The sequence below is a fragment of the Longimicrobium sp. genome (genome assembly GCF_036399935.1).
Lineage (GTDB): Bacteria > Gemmatimonadota > Gemmatimonadetes > Longimicrobiales > Longimicrobiaceae > Longimicrobium.
On record NZ_DASWMD010000021.1, the window covers coordinates 194,442 to 220,850 of the forward strand.

Consider the following 26,409-nt stretch of genomic DNA (forward strand, 5'->3'; position numbering starts at 1 on the left):
ACCGGCGGCCCTCAGCGGCGTATCATACGCCAGACCCAACCTTCACCTTCGGAACCGCGAGCAGATGCGAACCTCCAATCCTACCCTGAACAGCAAGACCTTCGCGGGCCAGTGGGACGGCACCGGGGGCATGACCATCGAGGGCACCGTCAACAAGGTGGGGCTGATGCTCCTGCTGCTGATGGCGCCCGCCGCGTGGATCTGGAACAAGGCCATGACGGCGTGGGACCCGGCGTCCATCCTGCCGCTGATGGTGGGTGGAATGGTCGGCGGCTTCGTCCTGGCGCTGGTGACCATCTTCAAGAAGCAGTGGTCGCCGGTGACCGCGCCGCTGTACGCGGTGATGGAAGGCCTGTTCCTGGGCGGCGTCTCGGCCCTGGCCGAGACGCGGTACCCCGGCGTGGTGATCCCCGCGGTGGCGCTCACCTTCGGAACGCTGTTCGCCCTGCTGCTGGCCTATCGCTCGGGATTCATCCGCGCGACCGAGAACTTCAAGCTGGGCGTCGTGGCTGCCACCGGCGGCATCGCGCTGGTGTACCTGGCGGGTTTCGTGATGAGCTTTTTCGGGGCCAGCATCCCCATGATCCACTCGGGCGGCACCGTCGGCATTTTGTTCAGCGTGTTCGTGATCGTGATCGCCGCGCTCAACCTGGTGCTGGACTTCGACTTCATCGAGCAGGGCGCCGAGCACGGCGCGCCGCGCTACATGGAGTGGTACGCCGCGTTCGGCCTGATGGTGACGCTGGTGTGGCTGTACCTGGAGATCCTGCGCCTGCTCATGAAGCTGCAGAGCCGCGACTGATCTCGGGCTTTCGGATGGAAACGAGAAGGGGCGGGCGCCACGTGGCGCCCGCCCCTTCTCGTTTCCTTCACCTCCGGCCTTCGGCCACGCCTCTTTCGTGCTTACATTGCGATCACACCAGGGGAGGCATGGATGAAAGCCCGCATCGTTCGCATCGGCAACTCGCATGGGATCCGCATCCCCAAACCACTCCTTGAAAAGAGCGGACTTCGAGGCAAGGTAGAGATGGAGGTCCGGTCCCACCAGATCATCATCCAGGCAGTGAAACCCTCTCGTGCCGGCTGGGATGCTGCCTTTCAGGGGATGGCCGAGGAAGGGGACGATGCGCTTCTCGACCCGGAAATCGTCGGCTCGCCGGAGTGGGACGGAGAGGAATGGGAGTGGTGATCAAAGCCTGAGATGCAAAAAGCACCGGGGCAGCCTGTCTGCTTCGGTGCTTTCCGCGTAGTGCCCGGCGGATTTCCCCAGCCGCCGCAACAGTGTCTACTCCCTGCCCCGCTGCACGGGCCGGCGGTCCATCACGTCGATCACCGCCTGCGACGGGCCGCGCTCGCGCTGAAGCCGTTCGGCGACTTCCTCGGCGCGGCGCATGGCGCGGAGGATGTTGCCGCCCAGCACCTTGCGCACGTCGTCGTCGCTGTAGCCGCGGCGCAGCAGCTCCGCCGTGAGGTAGGGGAAGCGCGAGACGTCCTCCATCCCCACGGGCAGCGAGGTCACGCCGTCGTAGTCGGAGCCCAGCCCCACGTGGTCGATGCCGGCCACCTTCACCACGTGGTCGATGTGGTCGGCCAGGGTGGCCACGGTGCCGCGCGGCACCGGGTTGGCCGCCCGCCACTCGTTGTAGGCCCGGCGCGCGGCCTCGGCGTCGTTCGGGTGCTGCTCGCGGAAGCGGCGCTGCACGTCGAACATGTTGCGCATCTGCGCCGCCGCCGAGGGCTCCACGAAGCCGGAGTAGAAGTTGATCATCACCACCCCGCCGTTCGCCGGCATCATCCGCAGCACCTCGTCGGGCACGTTGCGCGGATGGTCGGCCAGGGCGCGGGCGGAGGAGTGCGAAAAGATGACCGGGGCTTCCGAGACGCGGATGGCGTCCGCCATGGTCCCGGGCGACACGTGCGACAGGTCCACCAGCATCCCCAGCCGGTTCATCTCGCGCACCACCTCTTCGCCGAAGGCGGTGAGCCCGCCGTGGCGCTCCTCGTCGGTGGCGGCGTCGGCCCAGTCGATGGTGCTGGAGTGCGTGAGCGTCATGTAGCGCACGCCCAGCTCGTGGAACTGGCGCAGCACGTCCAGCGAGTTCTCGATGGCGTGCCCACCCTCGATGCCGATCAGCGACGCCACCTTCCCGTCGTCGTGGATGCGCTCCACCTCCTGGGCCGTGCGCGCCAGCACCAGGTCGGGCGAGTGGTCCGTCATCCGCTTGATCAGCCCGATCTGCTCCAGCGCGAACGCCGCCGCCCCGTTCCCGATGCGCTCGACGGGAACGTACGCCGCCCAGAACACGCCGCCCACGCCCCCCGCCCGCAGCCGCGGCACGTCGGTGTGCTGCTGCGGGAGCGGCCCCTGGAAGTTCATGTGCGTCAGGTCGCCCTGCGCCTTTTCGCGGATTTCCCAGGGCAGGTCGTTGTGCCCGTCCACCAGCGGGGCGGTGCGGTGGATGCGCAGCGCCCGCTGCAGCAGCGGGTCCGGCGTTTCCTGCGCGGCGGCGGGAAGCGCGGCGGACGTGGCCGCCAGCAGTGCGGCGGCCACGCGGGTACGAGATTTCATGGATGTCTCGGGCGTGCGGGAAAGATGGATCACCGGGTGGCGTTGCCGCGGAACACGCCGGCCGTGCGCAGCGCGAGCGCCTTGGAGCGGCCCACCCACTCCAGCTCGGCGACCACGCGGTGGCGCTCGACGAACGCGTCGGTGACCACGGGGGTGGCCGCGAACTCCGCGGCCAGCGCCGGCGGCACCAGCAGCAGGAAGTCCTCGCGCTGCGCCTCGCCGGCGGGTCCCCACTTGCACTCCGCGGCGGGAACGCGGCCCTCCTGGATCAGGCTGGCGACCGCGCGGCTGACGGTGTCGGCCGAAACCACGGTGTAGTTTCCGGGAGCCTCGCAGAACATCTCCGCGCGGACGATGCGGCCGACCGCCGAATCGCCCTGCACCACCAGGCGCGCGAAACCGGCCTGCCCGTAGGCGTCCTCCGGCGCGTTCACCGGGGCCTCCGTCTCGCGCACCGTGGTCTCGGGGGGCGCGTTGCGCGACACGAGCTTCTCGTCGGGCGGGCCCTCCGGCTCGCCGTCGCCCAGGGAGTTCAGGAGCATCATCAGCAGCAGCGCGCCCACCACGCCGTACCCCACCAGCGCCCACGAGCGGCGCCAGGGGGGAACGGGGGTGCGGCGATCGGACCTGCGGCGTTCGAGGCCGCGGCGGTCGCCTGCGCGCTCGCCCTGCCTTGCTTCGGGTTGCTGCTCCGCCATGTGGCCGTATCAGGATCGTGGATGGTCGTTCGGGCGCCCGGCCGCCAGGGGCGGCGCCGGGGGCAGGGTCAGCCGGAAGGTGCTGCCTACGCCCACCGTCGACGCCGCTTCCAGGGTACCGCCCAGCGCGTGGGCCATGCGGCGGGCGATGGAAAGCCCCAGCCCGGTGCCGTCGCGGCCCGCCGACTCGGTGTTGTCTTCGCGCGCCAGCTGCACGAACTCGTCGAAAATGCGGCCCAGGTCCTCCTGCGGAATCCCCGGCCCGCCGTCCGTCACCTCCAGCACCAGCCCGCCGTCGGCGCCGCGCGCCACCCGCGCCCACACCGGCGCGCCCTGACCGTACTTCAACGCGTTGGAAAGCAGATTCAGCACGATCTGCCGCAGCCGGCGCGGATCGGTGACCACGCGCACCGGCTCGCCATCCACCCGGCGCATCTCCGCCCCGGCCTGCGCGGCGACGGGGCGCAGCGTGTCCAGCATGTCGTCCACCAGGGCGGCGGCGTCCACGTCCTGCGTGGCCAGCTCGGCCTTGCCCAGCTCCAGGCGCGACAGGTCCAGCACGTCGTCCACCAATTCCCGCAGGTGCCGGGCCGCGCGCTGCGAGCGCTCCACGGCCAGCTCCTGCTGCTCGCTGAGCGATCCGTACACCTCGGCCAGCAGCAGGTCGTTGTACCCCATCACCGCGTTGATGGGGGTGCGCAGCTCGTGGTTCATGGCCGAGTAGAAGCGGCTGCGCGCGTTCAGGGCAATCTGCAGCTCGCGCGTACGGCGCTCCAGCTGCTGGTTGGTGGCCAGCAGCTGGTCCTGCCCCGCGTGAAGCTCCTCGGTCATCGCCAGGAGTTCCTGGTTCTGCGCCTCCATCTCCTCGTTCTGCCCCTGCAGGGCGCGCGACAGCCGCTCGTTCTCCGTCAGCTCTCGCTCCAGCTCGGCCAGGGCGCGCGCCAGGCGGGCCTTTTCCTTGGCCAGCTGGCGCTGCGTGTTGGCCTGCTCGGAGTTGACGGCCGCCAGCTCCTCGTACAGCGCGTCGAAGCGCGGGTCGCGGGGGCACTCCACCAGCCACAGCCGGTCGCCGCCGTCGTCCCACACGGGATAGAACGAGCGGGGCTCCAGGGTGTCGCGCCCCGCCAGCATCAGCTCCCACGCCGGCACCGCGGCGGGGTCCTGGCCGGCGCGCGGCTCGCGGGCGAGGATGGCGTCCAGCTTTCGGCGCGACGCCGGGTCGAGCACCGTGGCGAACGGCTGCCCGCCCACGCCGCGCTCCAGGGCCCGTTCCAGGTAGCCGTTGGATTCCAGGACCATCCCGGCACGGTCGAGCGCCAGCACCGCGCCCGGAAAGGCGCGCAGCACGGGGGGAAGGCCCGGGGTGGTGGCCGAGGTCATACCGATACTCTCTCCTTCAGCAGCCGGGCCGCCTGCACCGCGTCCGCCGCGGTGAGGTCGGCCCCCAGGCGTTCCGCCAGGCCGGGATCGTCGGCGAAGGCGCGCCCGCCGACGGCGATCAGCGGGGCGGCGCCGGGCATGGCCTCGCGGATGGCGTCGATCGTCGCGCGCACCCGCGGCAGGTGCGGCGCGATGCTCGCCGAGAGCGCCACCACGTGCGGGCGCCGCTCGCGCACCATCGCCACCAGGTCTTCGACGGGCACGGTGGCGCCCAGGAACACGGTGTCCCAGCCCTCCATCTCCAGCACGTCGCAGATCATCCGCAGCCCCAGCTCGTGCCGCTCGGTGTCGGCGCAGGCGGCGATCAGCAGCGGCCCGGCCGCGCCCCCACCGCGGAACAGCTCGTCGTACAGCCGCGCCATGGCGGCCTGGGTGATGGCCGTGGCCAGGTGCTCGTCGGCCACGGTGATGCGGTTTTCCTGCCACAGCCGGCCGATGTCGCGCATGGCCGGCTGAAACACTCCCAGGTACAGCTCGCGCAGCCCGATGCCGGCGTGGAACGCCTCGTCCACCACCCCGAACGCCGTCCTGCGGCTTCCCTCGAGCACGGCGGCCAGGTAGCGCTCGCGCGCCTCGTCCAGCGTCACGCGGCGGCCCGGGGGCGCAGGATCGCGAGCCCCGCGCGAAGGCTCACCATGGCCGCGTCGGCCTCGTCGGGCGCCAGGCGGGCGCGCAGCTCGTCCTCCATCAATTCCAGCGAGCGCGCCAGGTCGCGGGTGGGCACGCCGCGGGAACGCAGCAGCTCGTCGCACCAGGCGATGTACCGTACGAAGCAGGGCGGATCGTTCAGCTCCACCGCGGGGGCCAGGTGCTCCAGGTTGTAGCGCATGTCCTGCAGGCACTTGGCGCGGCCGCGCTCGCCGTACCGGGCCAGCAGCCCGGGATTTTCGCGGTACATGGCCTCGGTCACCGCGCGGGCGATCTCGCCCAGGCGGTCCAGCATGAGGGTGGCCGCGCGCTCGCCCGGCGTCATGCCAGCCACTCCGGCTGCGTGCGCGAGTCCATCAGCACCTCGAACGCTTCGTGCCGCACCTGGGTGCGGCCCATGATCTCTCCCGGCTCCCGGGCGTGCGACTCGGCGTGCTCGCGGCTGCGCATGTATTCGCGAAAGGCCTCGCGGCTTTCCCACGCGGTGAGAAAGGTGTGCGTGGCCTCGCCGGCCTGCGGCCGCAGCAGCTGCAGGTACAGAAACCCGGGAAAGCCGTCCACCAGGCCGGAGCGCTGGCGAAAGTGGCGCTCCAGCTCTCCGCGGTCGGCTTCAGGGACGGTAAGGTGTGAGATGAACACAAACATCTGATCTTTTCGCGCTCGGACCCGGGTGGAGAAGTAAGCGGCGCGTGGCTTCTCCGCAAGCACTCATGTGTTTTCCGCACCGCGATTCTCATCCCTCGACGCTCGCCCCGATGGTACCCGTGCGCCAGTCCCACAGGGCCAGCGCGGCGACCACGCTGGAGGTGTCGATTTCCCCCTCCAGCACGCGCCGCCTCACCTCGCTCAGCTTCAGCAGGCACACGCGCGTGTCCTCGCCCTCGTCCAGGTCGCGCTCGCCGGCGCGGCGCGCGTTGCGGACCACCGTGGCGTGCACGCGGGTGGTTTGCCACGACGGGTTGAGCACCACGCAGCCGATGCACTCGGGGTCGTCGCCGGCGTACCCCGTTTCTTCGCGCAGCTCGCGGGCGGCGGCCTCTTCCGGCGTCTCCCCCTCGTCGATGATGCCGCTGGGCGTTTCCAGCGTCACGCGCTGCACCGGGTGCCGCCACTGCCGCACCATCACCAGCTCGTCGTCCGGGGTGATAGCGATCACCGTTACCCCGTCCGGCGCGTCGGCGATGTGAAAGGTGTGCTCCGAGCCGTCGTCCGGCGAACGGGCGCGGATGGCCCGGGCGGTGAACATCTCGAAATCACCCTCCTGCTCCTCGCCGATCACCGGCCACGGCTGCGGCCGTCCCGTTTCGCTGCGCTCCGCCACCCGCGTCCTCCTCTTGGGGTTCGATGAAGGGACGCGGGCAATGCACATCCCGGGCCGGGCCGACGGTAACTGGTTGCGGGCGCGGGGGTTGGGCACGGACATTGGATGAGGTTGAGCAGGGGCGGGCGCGGCTTGTGCGTTTCCCGGCCCGGCCAGGATTCGATATCCACCGAATTTCAGCGCGGAGGCCGCGATGCACAGGGTACGCGTGGTGCGCTCGTATTATGACCAGTCGGAGCCGTTCATCGGCCGCACCGGCGAGGTGATCGGCCACTGGGGCGCCGACAACAACGAGGATGGGCGCGACGGGTTCATGGTGCAGTTCGAGGACGGCACCGTGATCGGCGTCTCGGAAAACGAGGTGGAGGACGTGGCGGACGACGACGTGACCGGCGAGGTGGGCGCCGTCGACGCGGAGCCGCAGGTCTGATCGGCTCGTGACGATGGGGATCGGGTCACGATGGAGCCGGCCATGGCGCGCCGCCATCCACGGGCGGGTGAACCAGGGGCGGGTAAACCCAGCGGAAAGCCCCGGCACGAGCCGCTGGCGCGTCCCGTTCGGGGCTTCACCTGCACGCACGCCGCACCTGCCGACCCGCGATGTCATCCCGATGGAGCGGCCAAGGGTAACTTTCCCTCGCTTCATGCGTTGCAGCGACTGAGGGATCCGCCACACACCACGCGTGACGAACGGCCGCGGCGGCCCGCTCGAGTCCATCCACGTCACTCATCGAACGAAAATCACCCCCGGCAGGCCAGGCGCCCACCGGGGGTGATGATGTTTCGCGATCCGCGCGTCAGTCGGCGGCGGGGATGGCCAGGCGCTGTCCGGGCTGGATCTGCGCGTCGGAAGCCAGGTTGTTGGCGCGGCGCAGCGTATCGACGTTCGTATTGTACTGCCGCGCGATGCTCCACAGCGTTTCCCCGCTCGCCACCGTGTGATGCCGCCGCGCGGACCGGCTCCCCGACTCCGCCGCGCGCGCACCGGATGCCGTCGGGTTCGCCCGCTGGCCGGATGCCGCCGTCGAGGAACGGCGCTCGGACGATCCGGCCGACGACGAGCCGCGCCCGCCCGACGCATTCCCCGATGCCGAAGTCGAAGCCCGGCGCTCCCCGGACGCGGAGGAATCCGCGCGAGAGCCCGTGCGGCGTTCACCGGAACCGGCTGTCGAAGCGGAAGCCCGGCGATCAACAGATCCGGTGGTGGAGGACGACGTGTGCGCGGTCCCGCTGCTGGCGGACGAAGAGCGCCGCTCGTTCTCCGAAGCGCGGCTCGACGTGCTGGCGGAGCGGCGCGCGGAATCCGGGCGCGACGTGCTCGCGGTGGCGGACGAGGATGCGCGCGGGATGCGGAGCGTCTGGCCCGGCTGGATGGTTTCGCTATCCATGTCGTTGGCCGCGCGCACGGCATCGACCGTCACGTCGTACTTCCGCGCGATCCCCCACAGCGACTCCCCGTCTTCCACCTTGTGCGTGCGGCCCAACGCTGCGCCACTGGACGACGATCCACTACGCGACGGCGACGAGGAAGTGGCCGACGCGGCGCGCGAGGACGACGCGCCGCTCGACTCCGAGCGCGACGACGATCCCCCGTTTCGCGACGACCCGCTCTCGTTCCGGGACGAGTTGCCGGACGATGAACCCTCAGCGCGCGACGTGGCGGATGCCGAACGCTCCGACCGCGACTCACCCGACTCCGTCCGGCGCGCGGACGACGTGGAGGACGAGCGCTCGCTGCTCCGCTCCGTCGAGCCGCTGCGCTCCGTCGAGCCGCTGCGCTCTGCCGAGTTGCTGCGCTCGGACGAGGAGCGCGAGGCGGACGCGTTGCGCGACTCCGACGAGCGGCCCTCGCGTTCCGAACCGGCGGCGCGCTCGCCCCGGCTCTCCGACGACCGGCTCTCGGACGAGCGGCCTTCCGTGCTCCCCGACTCGCGCTCGGATTCGCGGCTCTCGCGGCGCGCGACACGCTCCACGGGGCGCGCGTTCAGCGTGCGGGCGGCGTCGGCAAAGAGGCGCAGGCGCTCGCCGGGACGCAGGGCATCGAGGTTCGTGGACAGGTTCAGCGAGCGGATGCGGTCCTGCGAAACGCCCGAAAGCTCGGCCAGGCGCTGCAGCGAATCGCCCTCGCGAACGCGGTAGTACGCGAACCCGCCGCGCCGCCGGAACTCCGAATCGGCGTACGCCTGGCGCAGGGCCGCGGCCTGCCCCGCCGGCACCCACACGAAGTAGTTGGCGGGCGCCACCTGCCGAAGCATGTGCGGATTCAGATCCACCAGCTGCTGCACCGGAAGGTTGCCGGCCTGCGCCAGCACGGAGAGCGGCGTGGCCAGGTCTACCCGCACGCTGTCGTACGAGAAGCGCTCGCCGGGGCCGCTGGGGGCGGGATAGCCGAAGCGCGCCGGGTCCTTGGCGATGATGGTGACGGCGTACAGCCGGGGAACGTAGTGCCGGGTTTCCTGCGCCAGGTCGCCGCGCTGCGCCAGGTCCCAGAAGTTCGTGGCGTTGAAGCGGCCCAGCCCGCGGTTGATGCGGCCGGAGCCCGCGTTGTACGCCGCCGCCGCGAGTGCCCAGTCGCCCCGGAACTCGCGGTTCAGCTGGCGCAGGTGGCGCGCGGCGGCGTGCGTGGCGCGCACGGGATCCATCCGCTCGTCCACGAGTGAATCGATGCGCAGGCCCATCCCCCGCCCCGTCGCGGGCATGAACTGCCACATCCCCACGGCGCCGGCGTGGCTGCGGACGGTGGCGCGGTATCCGCTTTCCACCATCCCCAGGTGGTGCAGGTCGCGCGGAATGCCGTAGGACGCAAAGACGTCGCGCACCCACTCGTCATAGCGGTCCGCCTGCCGCAGCCATCCCGCGACGACGGACTTGCGCTGGTTGACGAGGAAGTCCACCTCCAGCCGCACCCACTCGTTGGCCACGACCGGCAGGTCGTACTGGGCCGTGCCCAGCAGATCGCCGCCGATGGCCTCGGGGCGCGTGCCCTGCAGCCCGAACCCCTCGCCGATGGGACGCAGTGTGTCGGCCGGGGGCGGCGGCGCCTGGACGACGGCCGGCGCGGGTGCCGGCGCGGCAGGCGGGCGGCCCCCGGTGCACGCGGCGGCACCGAGCGCGCTCAGCACGACGAGGCCCGTGGAGATCTTCCGGTGCATGTGGACTTCGGTACTGGGGAAAGCAGGAAAGCGAAAGCGCGGCCGGCGCACAACGCCGTCCGCCGCCGAAAGTAGTGCGGCCATTCGACTTCGGCCAGAGTCTTGACGCACTTCTTTGCATTGGTCCGCCTCCGCATCGTCGGCGCGACGGGGATCCGTCCAAGGCGGAGGGCATGGGGTGAAGCGCAGCGACGGTGAAGCAAAGCGACAGCGAAGCGCGTGGACGGGCGGACCAGGGGCGGGTGAACCCGCGTCTGGAACAGCGGAAAGCCCCGACTCGGGCCGCTGTCGCGTCCCGCTCGGAGCTTCAACCGCACGCGCGCCGCACCTGCCGAAGCGTGATCGAATTCTCCCCCTCTCCCGCTTGCGGGAGAGGGGGCCGGGGGGAGAGGGCCGCCGAGGCATGCGCCGCCGCCAGTCGAAACGCCTCATGGTCCGCGAGGGAACCCGCCCGAGCACAGTCGCACCGGAGCGCACCGAGACCGGCGATTCAGGGCTTCCGTGCCGCTGTCGCGCCCAGCTTTCGGAGTGGCGCCTGGCTAGATCCTTCGGCCCGCAAGGGATGCTCTGCGGGCGAGTGCGGTGCGCCTGGGCCTCAGGATGACAGGGCTTGGTGTGGCGTCGGGACCAGGATGACAGGGCTTGGTGCGGCGTCGGGACCAGGATGACAGCGCTCGCTGCGGCGTGAGAACGAGGGGATCAGGACGGCAGAGCCCCGCCCGTTCCGGCATCGCGCCCGGCCTGCAGGGTTCGGACGGCGGCGCACAGCTCGCAGAGGCGGCCCAGGTATTCCGCTTCGCGTTCGGCGTCCGCAACCGGCCCCAGTGACAGCCCGCGCAGCACCCGCCACCGGTGGAACGCCAGCTCGCTCGCAATGCGGTGCATCTCGCGGCGGTCGCGCCAGTGCGTGACCCCGCCCCGGCGCCACGCCGCCATGCTGGCCTCCAGCCGCGCGCGCACCCGGCAGAGCGCCTCCAGCTCGTCCCCGGTCAGCACGCCGTCCCCCACCAGCGAGGCGAGGTGCTGGCGCAGCACGCGCCCCTCGCGCAGCAGCGACAGGTAGATCAGCCCCAGCACCGCGAGAAAGGCGGGCAGCATCACCGCCAGGTACAGCGCCAGGAACCAGCCTTCGAAGCTCGCCGCCAGGTTCCACAGCGAGTGCAGCAGCACGGCTACGAGCAGCCCCAGCAGCGGCGCCAGCCAGCGCGTTCCCTGGCCGTGCCGCTCGCGCACGTACCCCAGCCCAATGCCGAACATGCTGGTGAACAGCGGATGCGCGAACGGCGACATCATGCCGCGCAGGAAGAACGTCAGCACCGAGCTCTCGTCGCCCCGGGCGATGGCATCGCCGTAGTACTGCACGTTCTCGATCATCGCGAAGCCCAGCCCCACCATCGCCGCGTACACCACGCCGTCGATCACCCCGTCGAACTCGTCCTTGAGCTCGCGGTACAGCAGCAGCAGCGCCACGCCCTTGGCCACCTCCTCGATCACCGGCGCGGTCACCAGGCTGCCGAAGAGCTCGCCCGCGTCCGGCCCCAGCACCCCGCCCACCGCCTCTTCCGTTACCGAGTTGACGATCAGCGCCACGAACACGGCCACCGTGGCGCCCCACGCAAAGGTCTGCGCCAGCGTCTTCGCCGGCTCCGGCTCGAACCGGTCCAGCCACAGGACGAGCACCACGTAGATGGGCACCGGCAGCGCCGCGACGGCAAAGCCCAGCAGGAACGCCCGCGGCCCCAGCTGCGACGCGATGATGGCCAGGCTCAGCACGCCGCAGAGCAGCGCCCCGCGCGTGAGCATGGGGTGCGGCTGTGCCTCGTGCACCAGGCGGGGGAACGCGGGAAAGCCCGTCTCCTGCGAGTTCATCGGATGCGGGAAGGTGGATCAGGCCAGCAGGCCGAACCGGTCATGCAGCACCTTGCGCCGGTAGTCGAAGATGTTCTCCAGCTTGGGCGTCACCAGCCAGCGGCGCGCCACGCCGCCACCCGGCGGCAGCGCGTAGTGCACGATGTCGCGCATCTCCACGCCGCCCGGCACCTGGCGGAACAGGTGCTGGTGATGCCAGAAGCGGTACGGCCCGAAGCGCTGCTCGTCCACGAAGCGCACGTGCTCCTCCACGTGCGTGATCTCCGTCACCCAGGTGACGGGCACGCCCAGCAGCGGGCGGACACGGTAGGTGATGATCATCCCCGCGTACATGCGCTCCGGCAGCGGCGACGTGACCTCGAAGCCCATCTCGGGCGGGGTGATCGTGGCCAGGTTGCGCGCGTCGGAAAAGAAGTCCCACGCCTGCTCCAGCGGAATCGGCACCCGCTGGGTGCGGTCGAGCACGTGCAGCTTCATCGTCGGCCCTCGTTCATCCCCGCGCGGCGGCCGGCGCGTATCGCCGGCCCTTCCACGTCACGCGCCCGCCGCTCAGCAGGCTGCGGATGATGATTGCCGCCATCACCAGCGCGCCCAGCGGTGCAAGGACCGCGTAGAGCGGGTTCTGCCCCTCGCGCCGGTATAGGGCGGCCCAGAACCCGAGCGACACGGCCTGCGCCACCGCCGCCGCCGGGACCCACGGCGCACCCACGATGCCCAGCGCGCCGCGGACCAGCACCAGGGGCGGCAGCAGCCAGAAGAAGAACAGGCCGCTCACCAGCAGCCAGGGCACCAGCGCGGCCAGCGGACCCGGCGCCGTGCGCGTGGACGAGCTCGCCAGGTTCTTTCCCCACCCCTCCACGATTTCCGCCAGCGAGCGGTACATCCTCACCCGGAGGTAGGGTTCGGCGTGCACCAGCACCGGGGCGTGGCCGGCCGCATGGAAGCGCTGGGCCAGGGCCATGTCTTCCGACACCTCGTGGCGCACGGAGCGGTGTCCGCCCACGGCCTGGTACGCGTCGCGCCGCACGAGAATGTATCCGCCGAGCGCGATCTTGTCGCGGGTGCGGGGGGAACGGTTGACGCGCGCCGCGTCCGGGTAGCGGGCCAGGAACAGCATTCCCACCTGCGCCATCACCACCCGCTCCCAGAACCCGCCCAGCACCTGGCGCGGCACCGCCGACAGCAGCGCCGCCCCGTGCGCCTTCAGCGCGGCCACGCTCCGCCCGACCAGTTCCGGCTCCACCCGCATGTCGGCGTCGCAAAAGGCGATCAATTCGCCCTCCGCCTGCCGCACCCCCTGCTCGCACGCCCACGGCTTGCCGAACCACCCGGCCGGCAGCGGCTCGGCGTCGATCACGAGCAGCCGCGGATCGCCCTTTCCCGCCGCCAGCGCGACCGCCGCCGTGCCGTCCTCGGAAGCGTCGTCCACCACGATCACCCGCAGGCGGGGATACGCGGACGCCAGCAGCCCGCTCACGCAGTCCGCCACGTTGTGCGCCTCGTTCCGCGCGGGGACGATCACCGTGACCAGCGGCGCGTCTCCATCCACCACCGGCGGGCACTCGTCCAGCCGGGGCCGCCGCCGGACGAACGCCGCCGCCAGCACGGGAAGGAGCAGCCACGGAAGGGAGTAGAGCAGAGCCGCGAGCAACGGGATCCTGGTACAGGGTGGACGTGCGCCGCTCGAAGCTATGTCCAACCGCCGCCGCGTGGAAGGGCCGCAAACCGCCGTTCACCCCGCCCATGCGCGGCTTCACCACGACTCCCCAGACGCCATCGATCGATACCGCCGTCGCCGGTCCACGTCTCCCCCGATGGCCGCTCGCCCGAATCAGAAGCTTGCTTGTTCGGTTTTCATTCGGTACATTGGCGCCCTCACGACGGTGCGTGTCAACCGGCGACTCTGGGGGATGGATGGCGATGATCGGAGGTGAGCGGGCGGAGCTTGCGGCGTGCGCCGACAGTCGCGTCTCTCCCGCGCTCCAGCGGCGGATGGACGACGTGTTCGCGACGCTCTTCGCCGGCCGCCGGCCGCTGCCCGCCGACACGGAGGACGCGGACGACCGGATGCGGATCGCGCCGCCGCGCCCGGAGCGGATCGCGATCGCCGCCGCTGAGGCCGCGCCGCGGTGGGCGGACGCGGAGCCGGGCGAGGTACCCGCGATCGTCGCCGGATGATCCGCCAGCGCCGATCCGCTCCCTCAGGACCTCGTTGCGTCGCGGCAAGGCCCGCGAATGCACGCGCCTTGCCGTAGCCGCCGGCGGCGCGGACATTCCAGCCCCACGGACGAGGGGATGCGAACGGGAAACGAGGACGGATGCAGAAAACGCTGCTGGTGGGGCTGGCCCACCCGGACGACGAGGTGGGGGCCGCGGGAACCATCCTGGCCCAGCGTGCGCGGGGCGACCGCGTGGTGGTGGTGTGGCTGACGCGGGGAGAGATGACGGAGGCGCTGGGCCCCATCCCCACCGCCGAGGTGGCGGCGCGGCGCGAGGAGCAGGGGCGCCGCGCGGGCGAAATCCTGGGCGTGGAAACGCGGTTCATGGACTTCGCGGACTGCTCCATCGACGCCAGTCCCGAGAGCGCCCACCGCGTGGCCCGGCTGGTGGCGGAGATTCGGCCCGACGCGCTGCTCACCTGGGGCGACGCCTGGGGGCGCGGCATGCGCCACCCGGACCACCAGGCCAGCGGCAAGATCTTCCGCGACGCCATCACCCTGGCGCGCATCGCCAAGGTGGTGGGCCCCGGGCAGCCGCACCGCGCGCCGGTGCCCGTCTTCACCTTTCGCGGCGCGCATTCCACCCTGCCCGCCGTGGCGGTGGACGTGGAGCCCTTCCGCGACCGGATCCACGAGCTGGGCCGTTTCTACCGCGAAAACATCGGCTTCGGCAACGCCGAATGGATCGACCGGCGGCTGCGCGTAACGGGCGAGCCGTACGGCCTGGGCTACGCCGAGGTGTTCGACGCCTGGGAAACGCGCGGCGGCATCGTGCCCTCGCTGCTCCCGGCCGAGTTCGACGACGGCGAGGTGCAGCACCCGGACCGCGAAGCGGGGGCGTAAGGCGCCGGGGAACGAAAAAGGCGGCCCGCGCGGGCCGCCTCTTCGTTCCTCGACTTCCTGCGGAGCTTACCGCGCGCGGTTGTACACCAGGCGGTAGGTAAGCGGCTGCGGCAGGCGCGGGCTGGTGATGGTGACGTTCATGGTAAGCGTGTTGCCGTCGGCGCTCACCGTGTAGACGTTCACGCGGCGGCCGTCCTCGGCCTGAAAGGTCTGCTCCAGGCGGCCGTTCTCCCACTCGGTGCTCACGCGGACGCAGTCGCCCTTCATCTGCGGGCAGGTGCGGCCCGTTTCGCGGTGCCACAGCACGGGCTGGCCGTTCGCGGGGCTGGAAACCGAGGGGCGCCCCTGCAGGTCGACGCGGATGTTGGTGGCGTCGTGCGTCAGCACCAGCTGCGGATACGCCGTGTTGGTGCTGCGCAGGCGCGGACGGGCGATCTGGCGAACGACGACGTTCATCCGCGCCACGGCGGTGTTGATCTTGACGTTGATGTCGTCGCTCTGCTGACGATTGAGCGTCCACGTGCCCCGGAGCTGCGACTGCTGCGCCTGTACCGCCGACGGCAGCGCGAAGGCGAACAGGGCAACCAGCGAAAGGCTCAGGATGCGTTGACGGCGCATGGCAAATCCTCCAAGATGCAGAGAGAAGTGGAACCGCGGCGTGCGCCGCCCCGCGGGCGGCGATGACCGTTCGAACGTCCGGTCGTGATGCAGGATGGGGAAAATCTAAACGTTTCCCCTCCAACGCGATAGTGGCGCGAAAGCACACGTACTGCATACCCCGTGCGTCCGCCCATTGGTTCCCTGCTGAAACCCGCGGCCCCGCCTTCCGTACGCAGCTTCCATCCCCGCGCCCCCCGGCGCGCCGTTTCGCCGCATCCGCATCCGTGAGCCCCGCATGACCGAGGCGCGCCAGACCCGCATCCTCACCGGCATCGACCCGCGCAGCTGGGAGCACCCGGCCGACCGCGCCGCGCTGAACGCGCTCCGCAAGATCCCCGTCTTCGACGAGGTGCTGCGGGCGGTGTTCGGCTTTTTCGGCGAAAAGCCGCTGCGGCTGGCCTTTCTTTCCGCGTCGGTGCGCGTGAGCCCCACCCAGTTCGGCCGGGTGCACCGGCTGTACGGCGAAGCCTGCCGCGCCCTCGACGCGCCGCCCTGTCCGCTATACGTGCGCCAGGACGTAACGTTCAACGCCTTTGCGTACGGCATGCAGAAGCCGTTCATCGTCATCACCTCAGCCACGGTCGACGCGCTGGACGACGACGAGCTGCGGTTCATCCTGGGGCACGAGATCGGCCACGTGATGAGCGGCCACACGCTGTACCTGACGATGATGACGGTGCTGTACCAGCTGGCGACGATGGGCTTTCCCATCGTGGGGCTGGCCGCCCGCGCCGTGCTGGCCGCGCTGATGGAGTGGCACCGCAAGGCCGAGCTCAGCTGCGACCGCGCGGGGATCCTGGCGGTGCAGGATCCGCAGCCCGCCATGCGCACCATGCTGAAGTTCGCGGGCGGCGACTCCGGCGACACCAACCTGGCCGACTTCCTGGCCCAGGCCGAGGAGTACCGCGAGACCGGCGACCTGGCCGACCAGGTGTTCAAGGTGCTCAACGTGCTGGCGCTCACCCACCCGGCCCCGGTGATCCGCGTGGCCGAAATGCGTACCTGGTTCGAGAGCGGCGCCTACGAGCGCATCCTGGCGGGCGACTACAAGCGCCGCGGCGAGCCCGAGCCCGCGTACGCGCAGGACCTGTCCGCCGCCGCCGCCAGCTATCGCGACAGCGCGCGCGAAACCTTTTCCAACGCCCAGCAGGCCGCCCGCCGCGTGGTGGACTCGTTCCGGCAGGGGTTCAGCGGCCCGCGGTAGCACCGGGCGCCTCCAGACGCCACGATGCGCACTCCCGCACGTTTCCTTGCGGCGGCGTAATTTCAGGGTTTTTGGGCGCGGGAGGACTCTCGCGCGACAGGGGGATCCCTGCCCTAACCTCTCCCGCGACAAGAAGATGGCGCCAGCGGACGAGGATTCCTTGCGCCTCGTCCGCCGCGGCGGCCCGTGCACTTTGCAGCCCGATGGGCCTTAAGCCCAGCAATGGCGCCGCCGGAAGTGGAACCGGGTTTGCATCAGGGGTGCGCGGGGCGGCCGAGCGGCCGCGCCTTATCTCAACAGCCACTCGTGGAGAGGCCCAATGAACAAGTCGCAGTTCATCGATCAGGTCGCGGACAAGGCCCAGTTGAGCAAGGCGGCGGCGCAGCGGGCGGTAGACGCCATCTTCGACACGGCCGAGGGTGCCATCTCGGGCGCGGTGCACTCGCTGGGTGAGGTTTCGATTCCCGGATTCGGCAAGTTCAGCAAGAAGACGCGCGCCGCCCGCACGGGCCGCAACCCGCGCACCGGCGCGGAAATCCAGATCCCCGAGCGCAGCACCATCTCGTTCACGGCCGGCAAGAACTTCCGTGAGGGCACGCCCTCGGGCCGGCGGCGCGCGGCGGGTGCCGCGGCCGGCGCGGCGGTGGGCGCGGCCGCGGGTGCGGCGGTGGCGGGTGCCGTGGCGGCGAGCGGCGGCACCAAGGGGCGCGGCAAGAGCACCGGCGGCACGGCTTCGGCCAGCACGTCGGGCGGCACCGGCACGCGCAGCGGCGGCGCCTCGGGCGGCACGACGGGCGGAAGCACCGGAGGGTCCACGGGTGGCAGCACCGGGGGCACCACGGGTGGCGGTGCCAAGGGCGGATCGAGCGGCGGCGCGGCCAAGACGTCCCGCGGGGGCGGCAGCGGCGGGGGCAGCCGCGGCGGGCGTGGCGGCGGCGGCGGCAGCTGACCCAACCGCCCCGCGCAGGCGAGGCCGCGTCCCACCGGGGGCGCGGCCTCGCGCCGTTCCGGGGGGCGGCTCCGGCGTTCACGCCCGAATCGTGCATCCACCCGGCGAAGTCCGTTTCCCGAGCAGGCCAGTCAACCGCACCGCGCCGCCGTCTGAATGTCAGAAGCCCAGGTTCGCCGCGTAGTCTGGAGGTCCGCCGACGTCGCGCGGATCTTCGTCATGGGAATGCTGTTCCTCTTCCTCTGGCGCTTCTTCTGGATGGTGCACGGCGCGGTGTTCGTCGTGCTGCTGGCCATCCTGATCGCCATCGTCATCCACCAGCCCGCGCGGTGGCTGGCCAAGCACGGGCTGCCCTTCCGCATCGGCCTGGTGCTGATGGTGATCCTGTTCGTCGGCAGCATGGTGGGGCTGCTGTGGGCCATGATCCCGCAGGTGGTCAGTCAGATGCGCGTGCTGGCCGTTCAGCTGCCCGCCACGGTGGAGAGTGCGCAGGCATGGCTGGGCGAAGAGACGGGCCAGGGGCCCAACTCGGAGTTCGCGCGGAACGTCACCCGCCAGTTCACGGACTTCGTGGGGCGCTTCGTTCCGCTGGCCTTCAACATGATCACCACGGTGCTGGGCTCGTTCGCCATCATCGTGCTGGCCAGCTTCTTCGCCGCGCAGCCCCACCTGTACCGCTCGCTGCTGCTGGGGCTGATCTCGCCCGAGGCGCGGCCGCAGTGGACGCGCATCTACGACGAGGCGGGGCGCAGCCTGCGTTCGTGGGTGATCGGCAAGGCGCTCACGATGCTGCTGATCGGCGTGGTGACGTACGTGGGGCTTACGCTGTTCAAGATTCCCGGCGCCCTGGCCCTGGCCGCGTTCGCCGCGCTGATGGAGTTCATCCCCAACTTCGGCCCGACGATCGCGGCGGCGCCGGCCATGATGGTGGCGTTTACCATCTCGCCCATCACGGCGGCGTACGTGGCGCTCTTCTACTTCCTGCTCCAGCAGGTGCAGAACGCCATCACGGTTCCGCTGGTGGAGCAGCGGGCGGTGAACATTCCTCCCGCCGTGCTGTTGGTGTGGCAGCTGATGCTGGCGCTGGGGTTCGGGCTGATGGCGCTGTTCGTGGCGACGCCGCTGCTGGCCGTGATCGTGGTGGCCGTGCGCATTTTGTACGTGGAGCCGCAGGAGGCGCGAAGCCAGTGGGACCGCCGCGAGGCGCTGGCGGCGCAGGAGCGGAGCGAAGCCCTGGCCGATCCCGCCTCTACGGTGCTCGACCCGCCAGTCGCGTCACCTCCCGGCGAGGACCGGCCGCGCTCCTCGTAACCAGGATGAGCCCGGCCCACGTCATCCTGGCCGTCGGTGGGTCACGGCGGCGACCGGAATCGACTCCGGCAGCAGCTGGTAAACGATGCTATGTGGAAACCGGGTGTGAGGGCGAACAGCCGAGCCACACGGGGAAACGGCTTCCCGATCATCGGGGTTCTCCCGGACGAGGCCCCGGAGGTGCTTCCAGTTCCGCGAGCAGATCTTCAAATGCGATGGTGGGCGCACGGCCGACGTAAATGCCATCCAGGCGGCGCTCGGCGGAATCGAGCACAGCGGGGCTGATGCTGCGGACTGCAGCCAGTTGCACAAGCCGGTCGACCAGGGACGCGAACTCGTTATCGGGCAGTTCCAGCGCGGCGGCCTCGATCTCTTCGGCGGTGAGCATGGCTTCTTCCCCAGGCGGAGGTTGACACTCAGGGTTCCTGACCGTATTGCCCGTGCCAATATGTTGGATCTCTGCGATGGTGGGCCACGGCAGAAACCACGACCGTGTCGTGATCGATGTGGTAGATGAGACTGTACGGTCCGGGCAGGACGAATTCTCGCGCTACCCTGCCTGTGGGTTTTCCAGCCAGCGGGCGCTCACGTAACAGAGCCGCGGCACGGCGAAGTTCAGCATTGAACCCCGCCCTCGCCGGGGTTCCGGCGTAAAATCCGCGCGCTTCGTGGATCTCGGCCTTGGCGTCACCCGTGAACCGAAGCTTCACGTGGCTTCATCCGGATCAGCCAGTACGTCTTCCGCGTCGTACGTGGTCACTTTTCCTGCGCGATAGAGCTCGATGCGCCGTTCGGCTTCGTCGATCCACGCTTTCCCCGCGATCGACTCCACGGGGCGCATGGACGCCAGGTCCTCGATAAGGTCATCCAACTCGTGCTCTGGGAGTTCCAGCGCGGCAGCCTTGATCTCTTCGGCGGTGAGCATCTTCTTCCTCTTGCTCATGGATCCATCATCCTCTCCGAAAAGATACAGTGAGAGCGGCGCGGAAGCCAGTAAAAAATACATGCGCGCTCATGGCGCCAGCCTTGTAGCGCCCCACATTCCAAGCACGACACCGAGCAAACCGGACAGCAGACTGAGGCCCACGTAGGCCGCCGCCACGGCGTACGCGGTGCTGCCACAGCACCATCGTCTCGTATCCAAAGGTGCTGAACGTGGTAAGCCCGCCGCAGAAGCCCACGGCCAGCAGCGCGCGCCGCGGATCGTCCGGCGGAACGAGGGCCACCACGATGCCCAGCAGCAGCGAGCCGGCCACGTTCACCCCGAACGTCGCCCACGGGAACCCGGCCCCGGCGGGCACGCCCACCCACCGGCCGGCGCCGTAGCGGGCGACGGCGCCCGCGGCCCCGCCGAGCGCCACCAGCAGCCAGTTCACGTCAGCGAAGCTCCGCGCGGTTGTTGGCGCGCTCCATGTCCAGCAGCACCCACGCGGGGTCAAGCACGGCCTCGGCCGGACGGGCGCGGGTAACGACCTCCACCGTCTGCCGCCGGGCGCGCGAATCCAGCGTGCGCGTGGCGTCGCCCACGCGCAGCACCACGGGCATCCACGCCTGCCCCATCCGCAGCACCTCCACCCGCGTGCGCCAGCGCCCGTCGCCCGTGGGCGCGCTGCTCGCCCGGGCGATGCCGTAGTCCAGCCGGTCCGTCCGTGTGATCCACTGCCCGAAGAACCAGTCCAGGTCGCGCCGGCTCACCTCTTCGGCCACGCGCTGGAAGTCTTCGCCCGTCACGTGCTGAAGCCGGTGGCGCGCGTAGAAGGTGCGCAGGATCTGGCGGAACGTCTGCTCCCCCACCAGCTCGCGCAGCATGCGGAAGACGGCCGAGGCGCGGGTATACGTCATCGCGCTGTAGATGCGGGGCGACGAGAACGCCGCGCCCGGCAGGCCGATGGCCTCGATGGAATCCGTCCGTTCCAGCCGCTCCAGCCCCGCCATCGTTCCGCGCCAGACGGCAGTGTCGCCCTGCAGCTCGCGGCGCCAGTTGACCATGAACGAGGTGAAACCCTCGTCCATCCATCCCTCGCGCCACTCGTTGTTGGCCAGGATGCCGTGCAGGTACTGGTGCGTCACCTCGTGCACGATCAGCCCCTCGCTGGCCGAGCCGTTCATGACCAGCATGGGAAACTCGGTGCCGCCGCTCTCCAGCCGATGGAGGTTGGTGAGCTGCGGCCAGGGGTACGGGCCGAACACCCCCTCCAGCCAGGTGAGCGCGTCGTAGGTGCGGCGGGTGGCCGCGTTCTCGTCCCACGCGGTGTCGCCGGGCAGGTACAGCACGTGGATTCCCGCCACGCCATGCATCCCCCGCGCCTCGTCGAGCACCGTGCGCTCCACGAACTCGTGTATGTACGCCGGGTCGGCGCTCCAGCCGAAGTGGTGCACGCTGTCCGCCACGAAGCGCACGCGCTTGCGACCCGCCGCGGGCTCGCCCGCCAGCAGCCCCAGCCCGTCTGCCGGGCCGGGGCGCACGGAAAGGCCCAGGGTGGCGTTCTGGTAGCCCGGGTTCCCCTCCACGGCGATGCCCGTGGAGCCGATCACCTGGTCGGCGGCCACGTCCAGCGTCACGTCGTAGCGGCCGAACTCGCCGTAGAACTCGCCCTGCGGCAGCAGCGCCTGGTACGCCCACCCCGTGCGGTCGTACACGGCGATGCGCGGGTACCACTGGGCGAAGTCGAAGTGGCGCCCCCGCCTGCCCTGCCGCCGCGGAAGGGTGCTGAGGCGGGCGTCCCAGTCCATCACCACGGTCACCGAGGCGCCGGGAGCCAGCGGGCGGGGCAGCGCGAGGGCGGCCACGGTGGAGTCCGGGGCCCCGGGGTATGCGGGGCGCACGGCGGCGCCGTCCACCGTCACCGAGGTGAACCGCTCGAACGCGTGCTCCTGGGGACCCAGGTTGGTGAAGCGCCGCTCGCCATACTCCAGCTCGCGCCGGGCCCAGGCGCTGTTGGGGCGAAAGGCGTTCAGGTGCTGGTGGATGAACAGCGTGTCGAGCGTGGAGCGGGAGCGGTTGGTGTAGCGCAGCCGCGCCCGGCCGTGCAGCACGTCGCTGTCCTCGTCCAGCGCCGCCTCGATGCGGTAGTCGACGCCCTGCTGGAAGTACGCGCGCTCCTGGGCCGCCACGGGGGCGGACAGGAGCAGAAGAGCGAGTGCCGGAACGATCCTGATCATCCGCGTGTCCTGGTGTCGTGGGTCGGGGAAGGGCTGCGGCCAACATGCAGGACCCGTGCGGGGACGGCAACGGCCGCGAGCCCAGCCCCGGCGCGGCAGCGTCACGGGAGCAGAGGCCTCGGCTCTGCTGGGGCGAATGAATTCGCGGCAACAACGGCCCGAAGTCCGCCTTCGCGGACTGCGCGGGATGGTAGAGTGCGCCTGGCCAGCCAGGCGCATCCCGAAATTCTCCCCTCTCCGCATGCGTAGCGTGCGGGGAGGGGCCGGGGGAGGGGCCACCCGCGGCATGCGCCGGGATCGATCGAGACGCACCCGATCCGTGTTCCGCCGTCATCCGAAGCACCAGCGCGGCCGAACAGCCAGGGGCGGTGGCCCGGCGCGGGTTCCAGGGGCGGGTGAACCCGCGGCTGGAACAGCGGAAAGCCCCGACTCGGGCCGCTGTCGCGTCCCGCTCGGGGCTTCACCTGCACGCGCGCCGAACGTACCTAAGCGCGATCGAATTCTCCCTTTCCCCCGCTTGCGGGGGAGAGGGCCGGGGAGAGAGGGCTGCCAGGGGCATGCGCCGGGATCAGTCGAAACGCACCGCATCCCGCCTCCGCCGTCAGCCCGAGCACCACCCCAGCCGAAGCGCACGGCGCTGGCTCCCTTCCCCCGCGCAGTTTGCGGGGGAAGGGTTGGGGATGGGGGGCCACCAGGGGCATGCGCCGGGATCAATCGAGACGCACCCGACCCCTCTCCGCCGCGCCCCCTACCCCGCCGCCTCCAGCAGCTCGCCCACGCGAAAGAGCACGTGCACGGGGTAGCCGCGCGCCTCGACGGCCTCACGCCCCCCCGCTTCGCGATCCACCAGCGCCAGCACCCCCAGCACGGTTCCGCCCTCCGCCTCCACCGCGTCGCAGGCCTGCAGGGCGCTCTTTCCGCTGGTGATCACGTCCTCCACCACGACCACGCGGTCCCCCGGCGCAAAGCACCCCTCCACCCGCTTGCCCGTGCCGTGCTCCTTGGGCTGCTTGCGCACGGAAAAGGAGTGTACCGGCTCCCCCGCCAGCCACGACGCGTGCGCGATGGCGTACGACACCGGGTCCGCACCCATCGTCAGCCCGCCCACGGAGGACGGACGCAGCCCCGCTTCGGCGAGCAGCGCCAGCCCCAGCCGGCCCACCAGCGCCTGGCCCTCGGCGTGGGTGGTGCTGGTACGGCAGTCGATGTAGTAGCTGCTGCGCGCGCCCGAAGCCAGCACGAAGTCGCCCGTGCGGAACGAGCGCTCTAGCAGCAGCGCCAGCAGCCGCGCGCGGTCGCTCATGCGGGGGTGATGGGCGGAGGCGGGGGAAGCTCCACCCACTCCTCCAGCGTCAGCGGCGTGGGATACGGCTCGCCGAAGCGCTCGTGCAGCGCCTTGATGGCGGCCAGCGTCTCGGTATCGCTGCGGATGTCGCTGTCTCCGCCGAACTCCAGGAACTCCACGTAGACGTTCGGCTGGTCGGCCGAGGCGAAGTGCCAGGCGTGCGCGCCCTTGGACGTGGCGGCGGCGTGCAGGGCAATCCACAGCTCCGCGTAGTCGCGGATGCTGTCCATCGGCACGTAGCGGCGAATGCTCACCAGCCGCCGGCGGGTCAACTCCATCGTGTCCTCTGTCGGTCGGTTCAGGATGACCGGGCGTGCTCGCCCCGGGCCGGTCAAACTCCCCCCCGCCGTGCCGCGCGTCAAGTAGCCGCACCTTGTACGGACCTTTCGCGCCCGGCCGGCGTAGAGCCGGTTGCGCCGCCGTGCCGGGCGGCGTCTCTTTCCAAGGTAGCCATCGTACGGACGCGGTTTCGCAGGGGATCAATGCCGACATCGGATGCACCGATCCACCGCCTCGTGCGGCGGATCTGCTGGTTTGCCATGATCGCGCTCGCGGCGTGGACCGCTCCCGCCGCGGCGCAGGAGCCGGCGTCCATCGCGGGGCGGGTGATCGGGCCGGAGGGCGAGGGCGTCGCGGGCGCGGCGGTCGAGGCGACGCCGGAGTCGGGTACCGCCCGCCGCACGACGAGCGGCGAGGACGGCGCGTTCCGCATCGACGGACTGCGCCCCGGCCGCTGGACGCTGCGCGCCTCGCGCGTGGGGTTCGGCGACGTGCGGCAGGCCGTGTCGCTGGGCGCCGGCGCGCGGCACACCGTGCAGCTTCGGCTGGGCGAGCGGCCCTACGTGCTGGAAGGGGTGGAGGTGGTCAGCCCGCGCGGAACGCAGCGCGAGCGGGTGCGCTTCGAGACGGAGGCCGGCATCACCGCGCGGGTCATCACCGGCAACGAGATCAAGATGCTCCCCGGCCTGGGCGAGGCCGACGTGCTGCGGGCCGTGGAGGTGCTTCCCGGCGTCGTGAGCACCTCCGACTTTTCCAGCGCCTTCAACGTGCGCGGCGGCTCGTCGGACCAGAACCTGATCCTGCTGGACGGCTTCACCATCTTCAACCCCTTTCACCTGGGCGGGCTGTTCAGCGTCTTCAACTCCGACGTCATCGCCCGCGCCGAGCTGCTGTCCGGCGGCTTCGGCGCGCAGTACGGCGGGCGCGTGTCGTCGGTGCTGACGGTGGAAACCGAGCCGGGCGACGGGCCGCTGGCGGTGGAGACGGGCGTGTCGCTGGTGTCGTCGCGCGTGGCCGTCCATTCCAGCCTGCCGAAACGCGTCGCCCGGTCGCTGGGCGGCGAGAACGCAAGCTGGTTCGTCTCGGCGCGGCGCTCGTACTTCGACGCGCTGCTGCGGCCCATCACCGACTTTCCCTATCACCTGACGGACCTTCAGGCCGGCGCCACGGTGGAGACGGGCGGCGGCGGGCGGGTGCAGCTGACGGGCTACTTCGGTGAGGACGTGCTGGACCTGTCGGACTTCGATCCGCCGGGGGAGGAGGACGCCGGCAGCGTGCTGCGCGTAACCTGGAACTGGGGGAACGACGTGGCGGGGGTGCGCTGGACCCAGCCCGTGGGCAGCCGCTGGGTGGCGGAGACGCGGCTGGGCTTTTCGCGCTACGCCGAGCTCCTGCGCTTTCCCGATTTTTCCGACGCGCGCTTCGGCAGCAGCGTGCAGGAAACCGCGTTGCGCAGCGACTTCACGGGCCAGGTCAGCCCGCGGCTGACGGTGCAGACGGGCGGCGAGCTGAACCGCATGCGCTACGACAACCGCGCCGAGGCGGGAGGCACGGTGTTCGTCGACGGGTCGCGCTCCGGGCTGTTCGCCGCTGCGTACGGGCAGGCTCGCTGGCAGCCCTCGCCCGCGTGGATCGTGGAGCCGGGGCTGCGGCTGGATTTCGGGCGGAGCAACGCCGGCGCCTGCTCGTCGGGTCCGCCCGCCGACCCGTTTCCGGATGACCCGGAGGACGTGGTGGTCCGCCCCAACCGCTCGTGCGTGATTCCCTCGCCTCGGCTGGCCGTCAAGCGCTTCCTGGGGGCGGACCGCAGCGCGGCGCTGAAGGTGGCGGCCGGGCGCTACGTGCAGTTCCTCCACTCCCTGCGCGACGAGCAGCTTCCGCTGAGCAACGACACCTGGGTGCTGGCCGACGCCAACGTGCCGCCCGTCGTGTCGGACCAGGTGCAGCTGGGGCTCGAAAAGTATTGGGGCGAGCGGTGGTACGCCTCGGTGGAGGGCTACTACCGGCACTACGGCGGCGTGACGGACCTCAACCCGGCCGACGACCCCAACCATCCGGGCGACGACCTGCTGCTGGGCGATGGAAACAGCTACGGGATGGACGTGCTGGTGCGCCGCAGCACCGGCCGCCTGACCGGCTGGACGACGGTGAGCCTGCTGAAGGCGTCTCGCACCTTTCCCGATCCGGCGGCAGTCGGCATCGAAGGCGTGCCGCAGACGGTGACCTTCGCGCCCATCTTCGACCGGCGCGTGGACGTCGACGTGGTGATGCAGTACGAGCTGCCGGGCGGAATAGACGCGGGGCTGCGCTGGAACTACGGATCGGGAACGCCGTTTACGCGTCCCGTGGCGCAGGTGCTGGGGTTCGAGACAGACATCGCGGAGGGCGGATACCGCTTTCCCTACCCGCGGACCGGGGACGACGAGGATCCGAACTACTATGTGGTGCTGGCGGACCGCAACCGCGAGCGCTACCCCGCGTACCACCGCCTGGACGTCACCGTGCGCCGCCCCTACACCCGCCGCTGGGGCAGCTTCACGCCGTACGTGCAGGTGCTGAACGCCTACAACAAGCGGAACGTGCTGTTCTACTTCTACAACTACGACAAGAGCCCGCCCACGCGCTCCGGCATCAGCATGTTCCCCTTCCTGCCGTCCATCGGCTTCGAAGCGAGCTTCTGATATGTACCGTCGTTTGACGGGTGGGTGGGTGCGCATGATTTGGAGGAGCGGGATTCGGG

At 70.7% G+C, this 26,409-nt stretch carries 27 protein-coding genes and 1 pseudogene; 9 read left to right on the forward strand and 19 right to left on the reverse strand.

All coding sequences use genetic code 11. The features are described 5' to 3' along the window. The first annotated feature begins 64 nt into the window (after positions 1-64). Positions 65-802, forward strand: a complete 738-nt coding sequence (locus VGB24_RS07635) for a Bax inhibitor-1/YccA family protein (RefSeq protein ID WP_331072346.1) — start codon at positions 65-67, stop codon at positions 800-802. Between the two features lie 132 nt (positions 803-934). Then, the gene (locus VGB24_RS07640; protein ID WP_331072347.1) at positions 935-1,189 is read left to right on the forward strand and encodes an AbrB/MazE/SpoVT family DNA-binding domain-containing protein; all 255 of its coding nucleotides are present in this window, start codon (positions 935-937) and stop codon (positions 1,187-1,189) included. Between the two features lie 96 nt (positions 1,190-1,285). Here VGB24_RS07640 and VGB24_RS07645 read toward each other — a convergent pair whose 3' ends face one another. The 7 genes from VGB24_RS07645 to VGB24_RS07675 all read right to left on the reverse strand — a co-directional run bounded on the left by VGB24_RS07645 (position 1,286) and on the right by VGB24_RS07675 (position 6,676). After that, positions 1,286-2,569, reverse strand: a complete 1,284-nt coding sequence (locus VGB24_RS07645; RefSeq protein WP_331072348.1) for a dipeptidase — start codon at positions 2,567-2,569, stop codon at positions 1,286-1,288. A 29-nt stretch (positions 2,570-2,598) separates the two neighbouring features. Next, the gene (locus VGB24_RS07650) at positions 2,599-3,267 is read right to left on the reverse strand and encodes a hypothetical protein (protein WP_331072349.1); all 669 of its coding nucleotides are present in this window, start codon (positions 3,265-3,267) and stop codon (positions 2,599-2,601) included. A gap of 9 nt (positions 3,268-3,276) precedes the next feature. After that, a complete protein-coding gene (locus tag VGB24_RS07655) occupies positions 3,277-4,647 on the reverse strand; it encodes a HAMP domain-containing sensor histidine kinase (protein ID WP_331072350.1) in 1,371 nt (456 codons plus the stop codon). Then, on the reverse strand, positions 4,644-5,294 hold the full coding sequence (locus tag VGB24_RS07660; RefSeq protein WP_331072351.1) for a cobalamin B12-binding domain-containing protein: 651 nt from the start codon (positions 5,292-5,294) through the stop codon (positions 4,644-4,646). Before VGB24_RS07660 ends, VGB24_RS07655 begins: the two co-directional genes overlap by 4 nt. After that, on the reverse strand, positions 5,291-5,680 hold the full coding sequence (locus VGB24_RS07665) for a hypothetical protein (RefSeq protein WP_331072352.1): 390 nt from the start codon (positions 5,678-5,680) through the stop codon (positions 5,291-5,293). The genes VGB24_RS07660 and VGB24_RS07665 overlap by 4 nt, the downstream gene beginning before the upstream one ends. After that, positions 5,677-6,000 carry an antibiotic biosynthesis monooxygenase gene (locus VGB24_RS07670; RefSeq protein ID WP_331072353.1) on the reverse strand — a complete coding sequence of 108 codons (324 nt, stop codon included), beginning with the start codon at positions 5,998-6,000 and terminating at the stop codon, positions 5,677-5,679. Before VGB24_RS07670 ends, VGB24_RS07665 begins: the two co-directional genes overlap by 4 nt. An 88-nt stretch (positions 6,001-6,088) precedes the next feature. Next, the gene (locus VGB24_RS07675; protein ID WP_331072354.1) at positions 6,089-6,676 is read right to left on the reverse strand and encodes an NUDIX hydrolase; all 588 of its coding nucleotides are present in this window, start codon (positions 6,674-6,676) and stop codon (positions 6,089-6,091) included. Between the two features lie 193 nt (positions 6,677-6,869). Between VGB24_RS07675 and VGB24_RS07680 the strand changes: the two genes are divergently transcribed. Further along, positions 6,870-7,106, forward strand: coding sequence for a hypothetical protein (locus VGB24_RS07680; RefSeq protein WP_331022748.1), 237 nt, complete (start codon positions 6,870-6,872; stop codon positions 7,104-7,106). Positions 7,107-7,473: 367 nt separating this feature from the next. Here VGB24_RS07680 and VGB24_RS07685 read toward each other — a convergent pair whose 3' ends face one another. From VGB24_RS07685 to VGB24_RS07700, 4 genes are all read right to left on the reverse strand, one after another. Beyond that, positions 7,474-9,828 carry a LysM peptidoglycan-binding domain-containing protein gene (locus VGB24_RS07685; protein ID WP_331072355.1) on the reverse strand — a complete coding sequence of 785 codons (2,355 nt, stop codon included), beginning with the start codon at positions 9,826-9,828 and terminating at the stop codon, positions 7,474-7,476. A 699-nt stretch (positions 9,829-10,527) separates the two neighbouring features. Next, positions 10,528-11,697 carry a PrsW family intramembrane metalloprotease gene (locus tag VGB24_RS07690; RefSeq protein WP_331072356.1) on the reverse strand — a complete coding sequence of 390 codons (1,170 nt, stop codon included), beginning with the start codon at positions 11,695-11,697 and terminating at the stop codon, positions 10,528-10,530. An 18-nt stretch (positions 11,698-11,715) separates the two neighbouring features. Then, a complete protein-coding gene (locus tag VGB24_RS07695) occupies positions 11,716-12,174 on the reverse strand; it encodes an SRPBCC family protein (RefSeq protein ID WP_331072357.1) in 459 nt (152 codons plus the stop codon). Between the two features lie 13 nt (positions 12,175-12,187). Continuing rightward, positions 12,188-13,348, reverse strand: a complete 1,161-nt coding sequence (locus tag VGB24_RS07700) for a glycosyltransferase family 2 protein (RefSeq protein WP_331072358.1) — start codon at positions 13,346-13,348, stop codon at positions 12,188-12,190. A 263-nt stretch (positions 13,349-13,611) separates the two neighbouring features. Here VGB24_RS07700 and VGB24_RS07705 point away from each other — a divergent pair, with 263 nt between their 5' ends. Further along, positions 13,612-13,875, forward strand: coding sequence for a hypothetical protein (locus VGB24_RS07705; protein ID WP_331072359.1), 264 nt, complete (start codon positions 13,612-13,614; stop codon positions 13,873-13,875). Positions 13,876-14,015: 140 nt separating this feature from the next. Continuing rightward, positions 14,016-14,759, forward strand: coding sequence for a PIG-L deacetylase family protein (locus VGB24_RS07710; RefSeq protein WP_331072360.1), 744 nt, complete (start codon positions 14,016-14,018; stop codon positions 14,757-14,759). Positions 14,760-14,825: 66 nt separating this feature from the next. Here the strand turns inward: VGB24_RS07710 and VGB24_RS07715 are convergent, their stop codons facing one another. Continuing rightward, the gene (locus VGB24_RS07715) at positions 14,826-15,377 is read right to left on the reverse strand and encodes a hypothetical protein (RefSeq protein ID WP_331072361.1); all 552 of its coding nucleotides are present in this window, start codon (positions 15,375-15,377) and stop codon (positions 14,826-14,828) included. A 277-nt stretch (positions 15,378-15,654) separates the two neighbouring features. On the opposite strand from VGB24_RS07715, the gene VGB24_RS07720 reads away from it, so the two are divergent. From VGB24_RS07720 to VGB24_RS07730, 3 genes and pseudogenes are all read left to right on the forward strand, one after another. Continuing rightward, positions 15,655-16,623: a M48 family metallopeptidase gene (locus VGB24_RS07720; protein WP_331072362.1), complete on the forward strand. Its 969-nt coding sequence runs from the start codon at positions 15,655-15,657 to the stop codon at positions 16,621-16,623. A 319-nt stretch (positions 16,624-16,942) separates the two neighbouring features. Continuing rightward, positions 16,943-17,215: pseudogene (locus tag VGB24_RS07725) on the forward strand (HU family DNA-binding protein); the annotation flags it as partial. 513 nt (positions 17,216-17,728) lie between these two features. Next, positions 17,729-18,883 (forward strand): AI-2E family transporter, encoded by a 1,155-nt coding sequence (locus tag VGB24_RS07730; protein ID WP_331072363.1) that lies wholly within the window; start codon positions 17,729-17,731, stop codon positions 18,881-18,883. Between the two features lie 148 nt (positions 18,884-19,031). Here VGB24_RS07730 and VGB24_RS07735 read toward each other — a convergent pair whose 3' ends face one another. From VGB24_RS07735 to VGB24_RS07760, 7 genes are all read right to left on the reverse strand, one after another. Further along, positions 19,032-19,271, reverse strand: coding sequence for a hypothetical protein (locus VGB24_RS07735; RefSeq protein ID WP_331072364.1), 240 nt, complete (start codon positions 19,269-19,271; stop codon positions 19,032-19,034). Between the two features lie 28 nt (positions 19,272-19,299). Beyond that, the gene (locus VGB24_RS25435; RefSeq protein WP_414676720.1) at positions 19,300-19,593 is read right to left on the reverse strand and encodes a type II toxin-antitoxin system RelE/ParE family toxin; all 294 of its coding nucleotides are present in this window, start codon (positions 19,591-19,593) and stop codon (positions 19,300-19,302) included. Beyond that, positions 19,590-19,826, reverse strand: coding sequence for an addiction module protein (locus VGB24_RS07740; RefSeq protein ID WP_331072365.1), 237 nt, complete (start codon positions 19,824-19,826; stop codon positions 19,590-19,592). The genes VGB24_RS25435 and VGB24_RS07740 overlap by 4 nt, the downstream gene beginning before the upstream one ends. A gap of 7 nt (positions 19,827-19,833) precedes the next feature. Next, the gene (locus VGB24_RS07745; protein WP_331072366.1) at positions 19,834-20,259 is read right to left on the reverse strand and encodes a CrcB family protein; all 426 of its coding nucleotides are present in this window, start codon (positions 20,257-20,259) and stop codon (positions 19,834-19,836) included. A 1-nt stretch (position 20,260) separates the two neighbouring features. After that, positions 20,261-22,045 carry a M1 family metallopeptidase gene (locus VGB24_RS07750; RefSeq protein ID WP_331072367.1) on the reverse strand — a complete coding sequence of 595 codons (1,785 nt, stop codon included), beginning with the start codon at positions 22,043-22,045 and terminating at the stop codon, positions 20,261-20,263. A 748-nt stretch (positions 22,046-22,793) separates the two neighbouring features. Continuing rightward, a complete protein-coding gene (gene pyrE / locus VGB24_RS07755) occupies positions 22,794-23,348 on the reverse strand; it encodes an orotate phosphoribosyltransferase (RefSeq protein WP_331072368.1) in 555 nt (184 codons plus the stop codon). Further along, positions 23,345-23,668: a hypothetical protein gene (locus VGB24_RS07760; RefSeq protein WP_331072369.1), complete on the reverse strand. Its 324-nt coding sequence runs from the start codon at positions 23,666-23,668 to the stop codon at positions 23,345-23,347. Before VGB24_RS07760 ends, pyrE begins: the two co-directional genes overlap by 4 nt. A 261-nt stretch (positions 23,669-23,929) precedes the next feature. Here VGB24_RS07760 and VGB24_RS07765 point away from each other — a divergent pair, with 261 nt between their 5' ends. Next, complete coding sequence (locus VGB24_RS07765; protein WP_331072370.1) at positions 23,930-26,350, forward strand: TonB-dependent receptor; 2,421 nt, start codon at positions 23,930-23,932, stop codon at positions 26,348-26,350. Positions 26,351-26,409 lie beyond the last annotated feature (59 nt).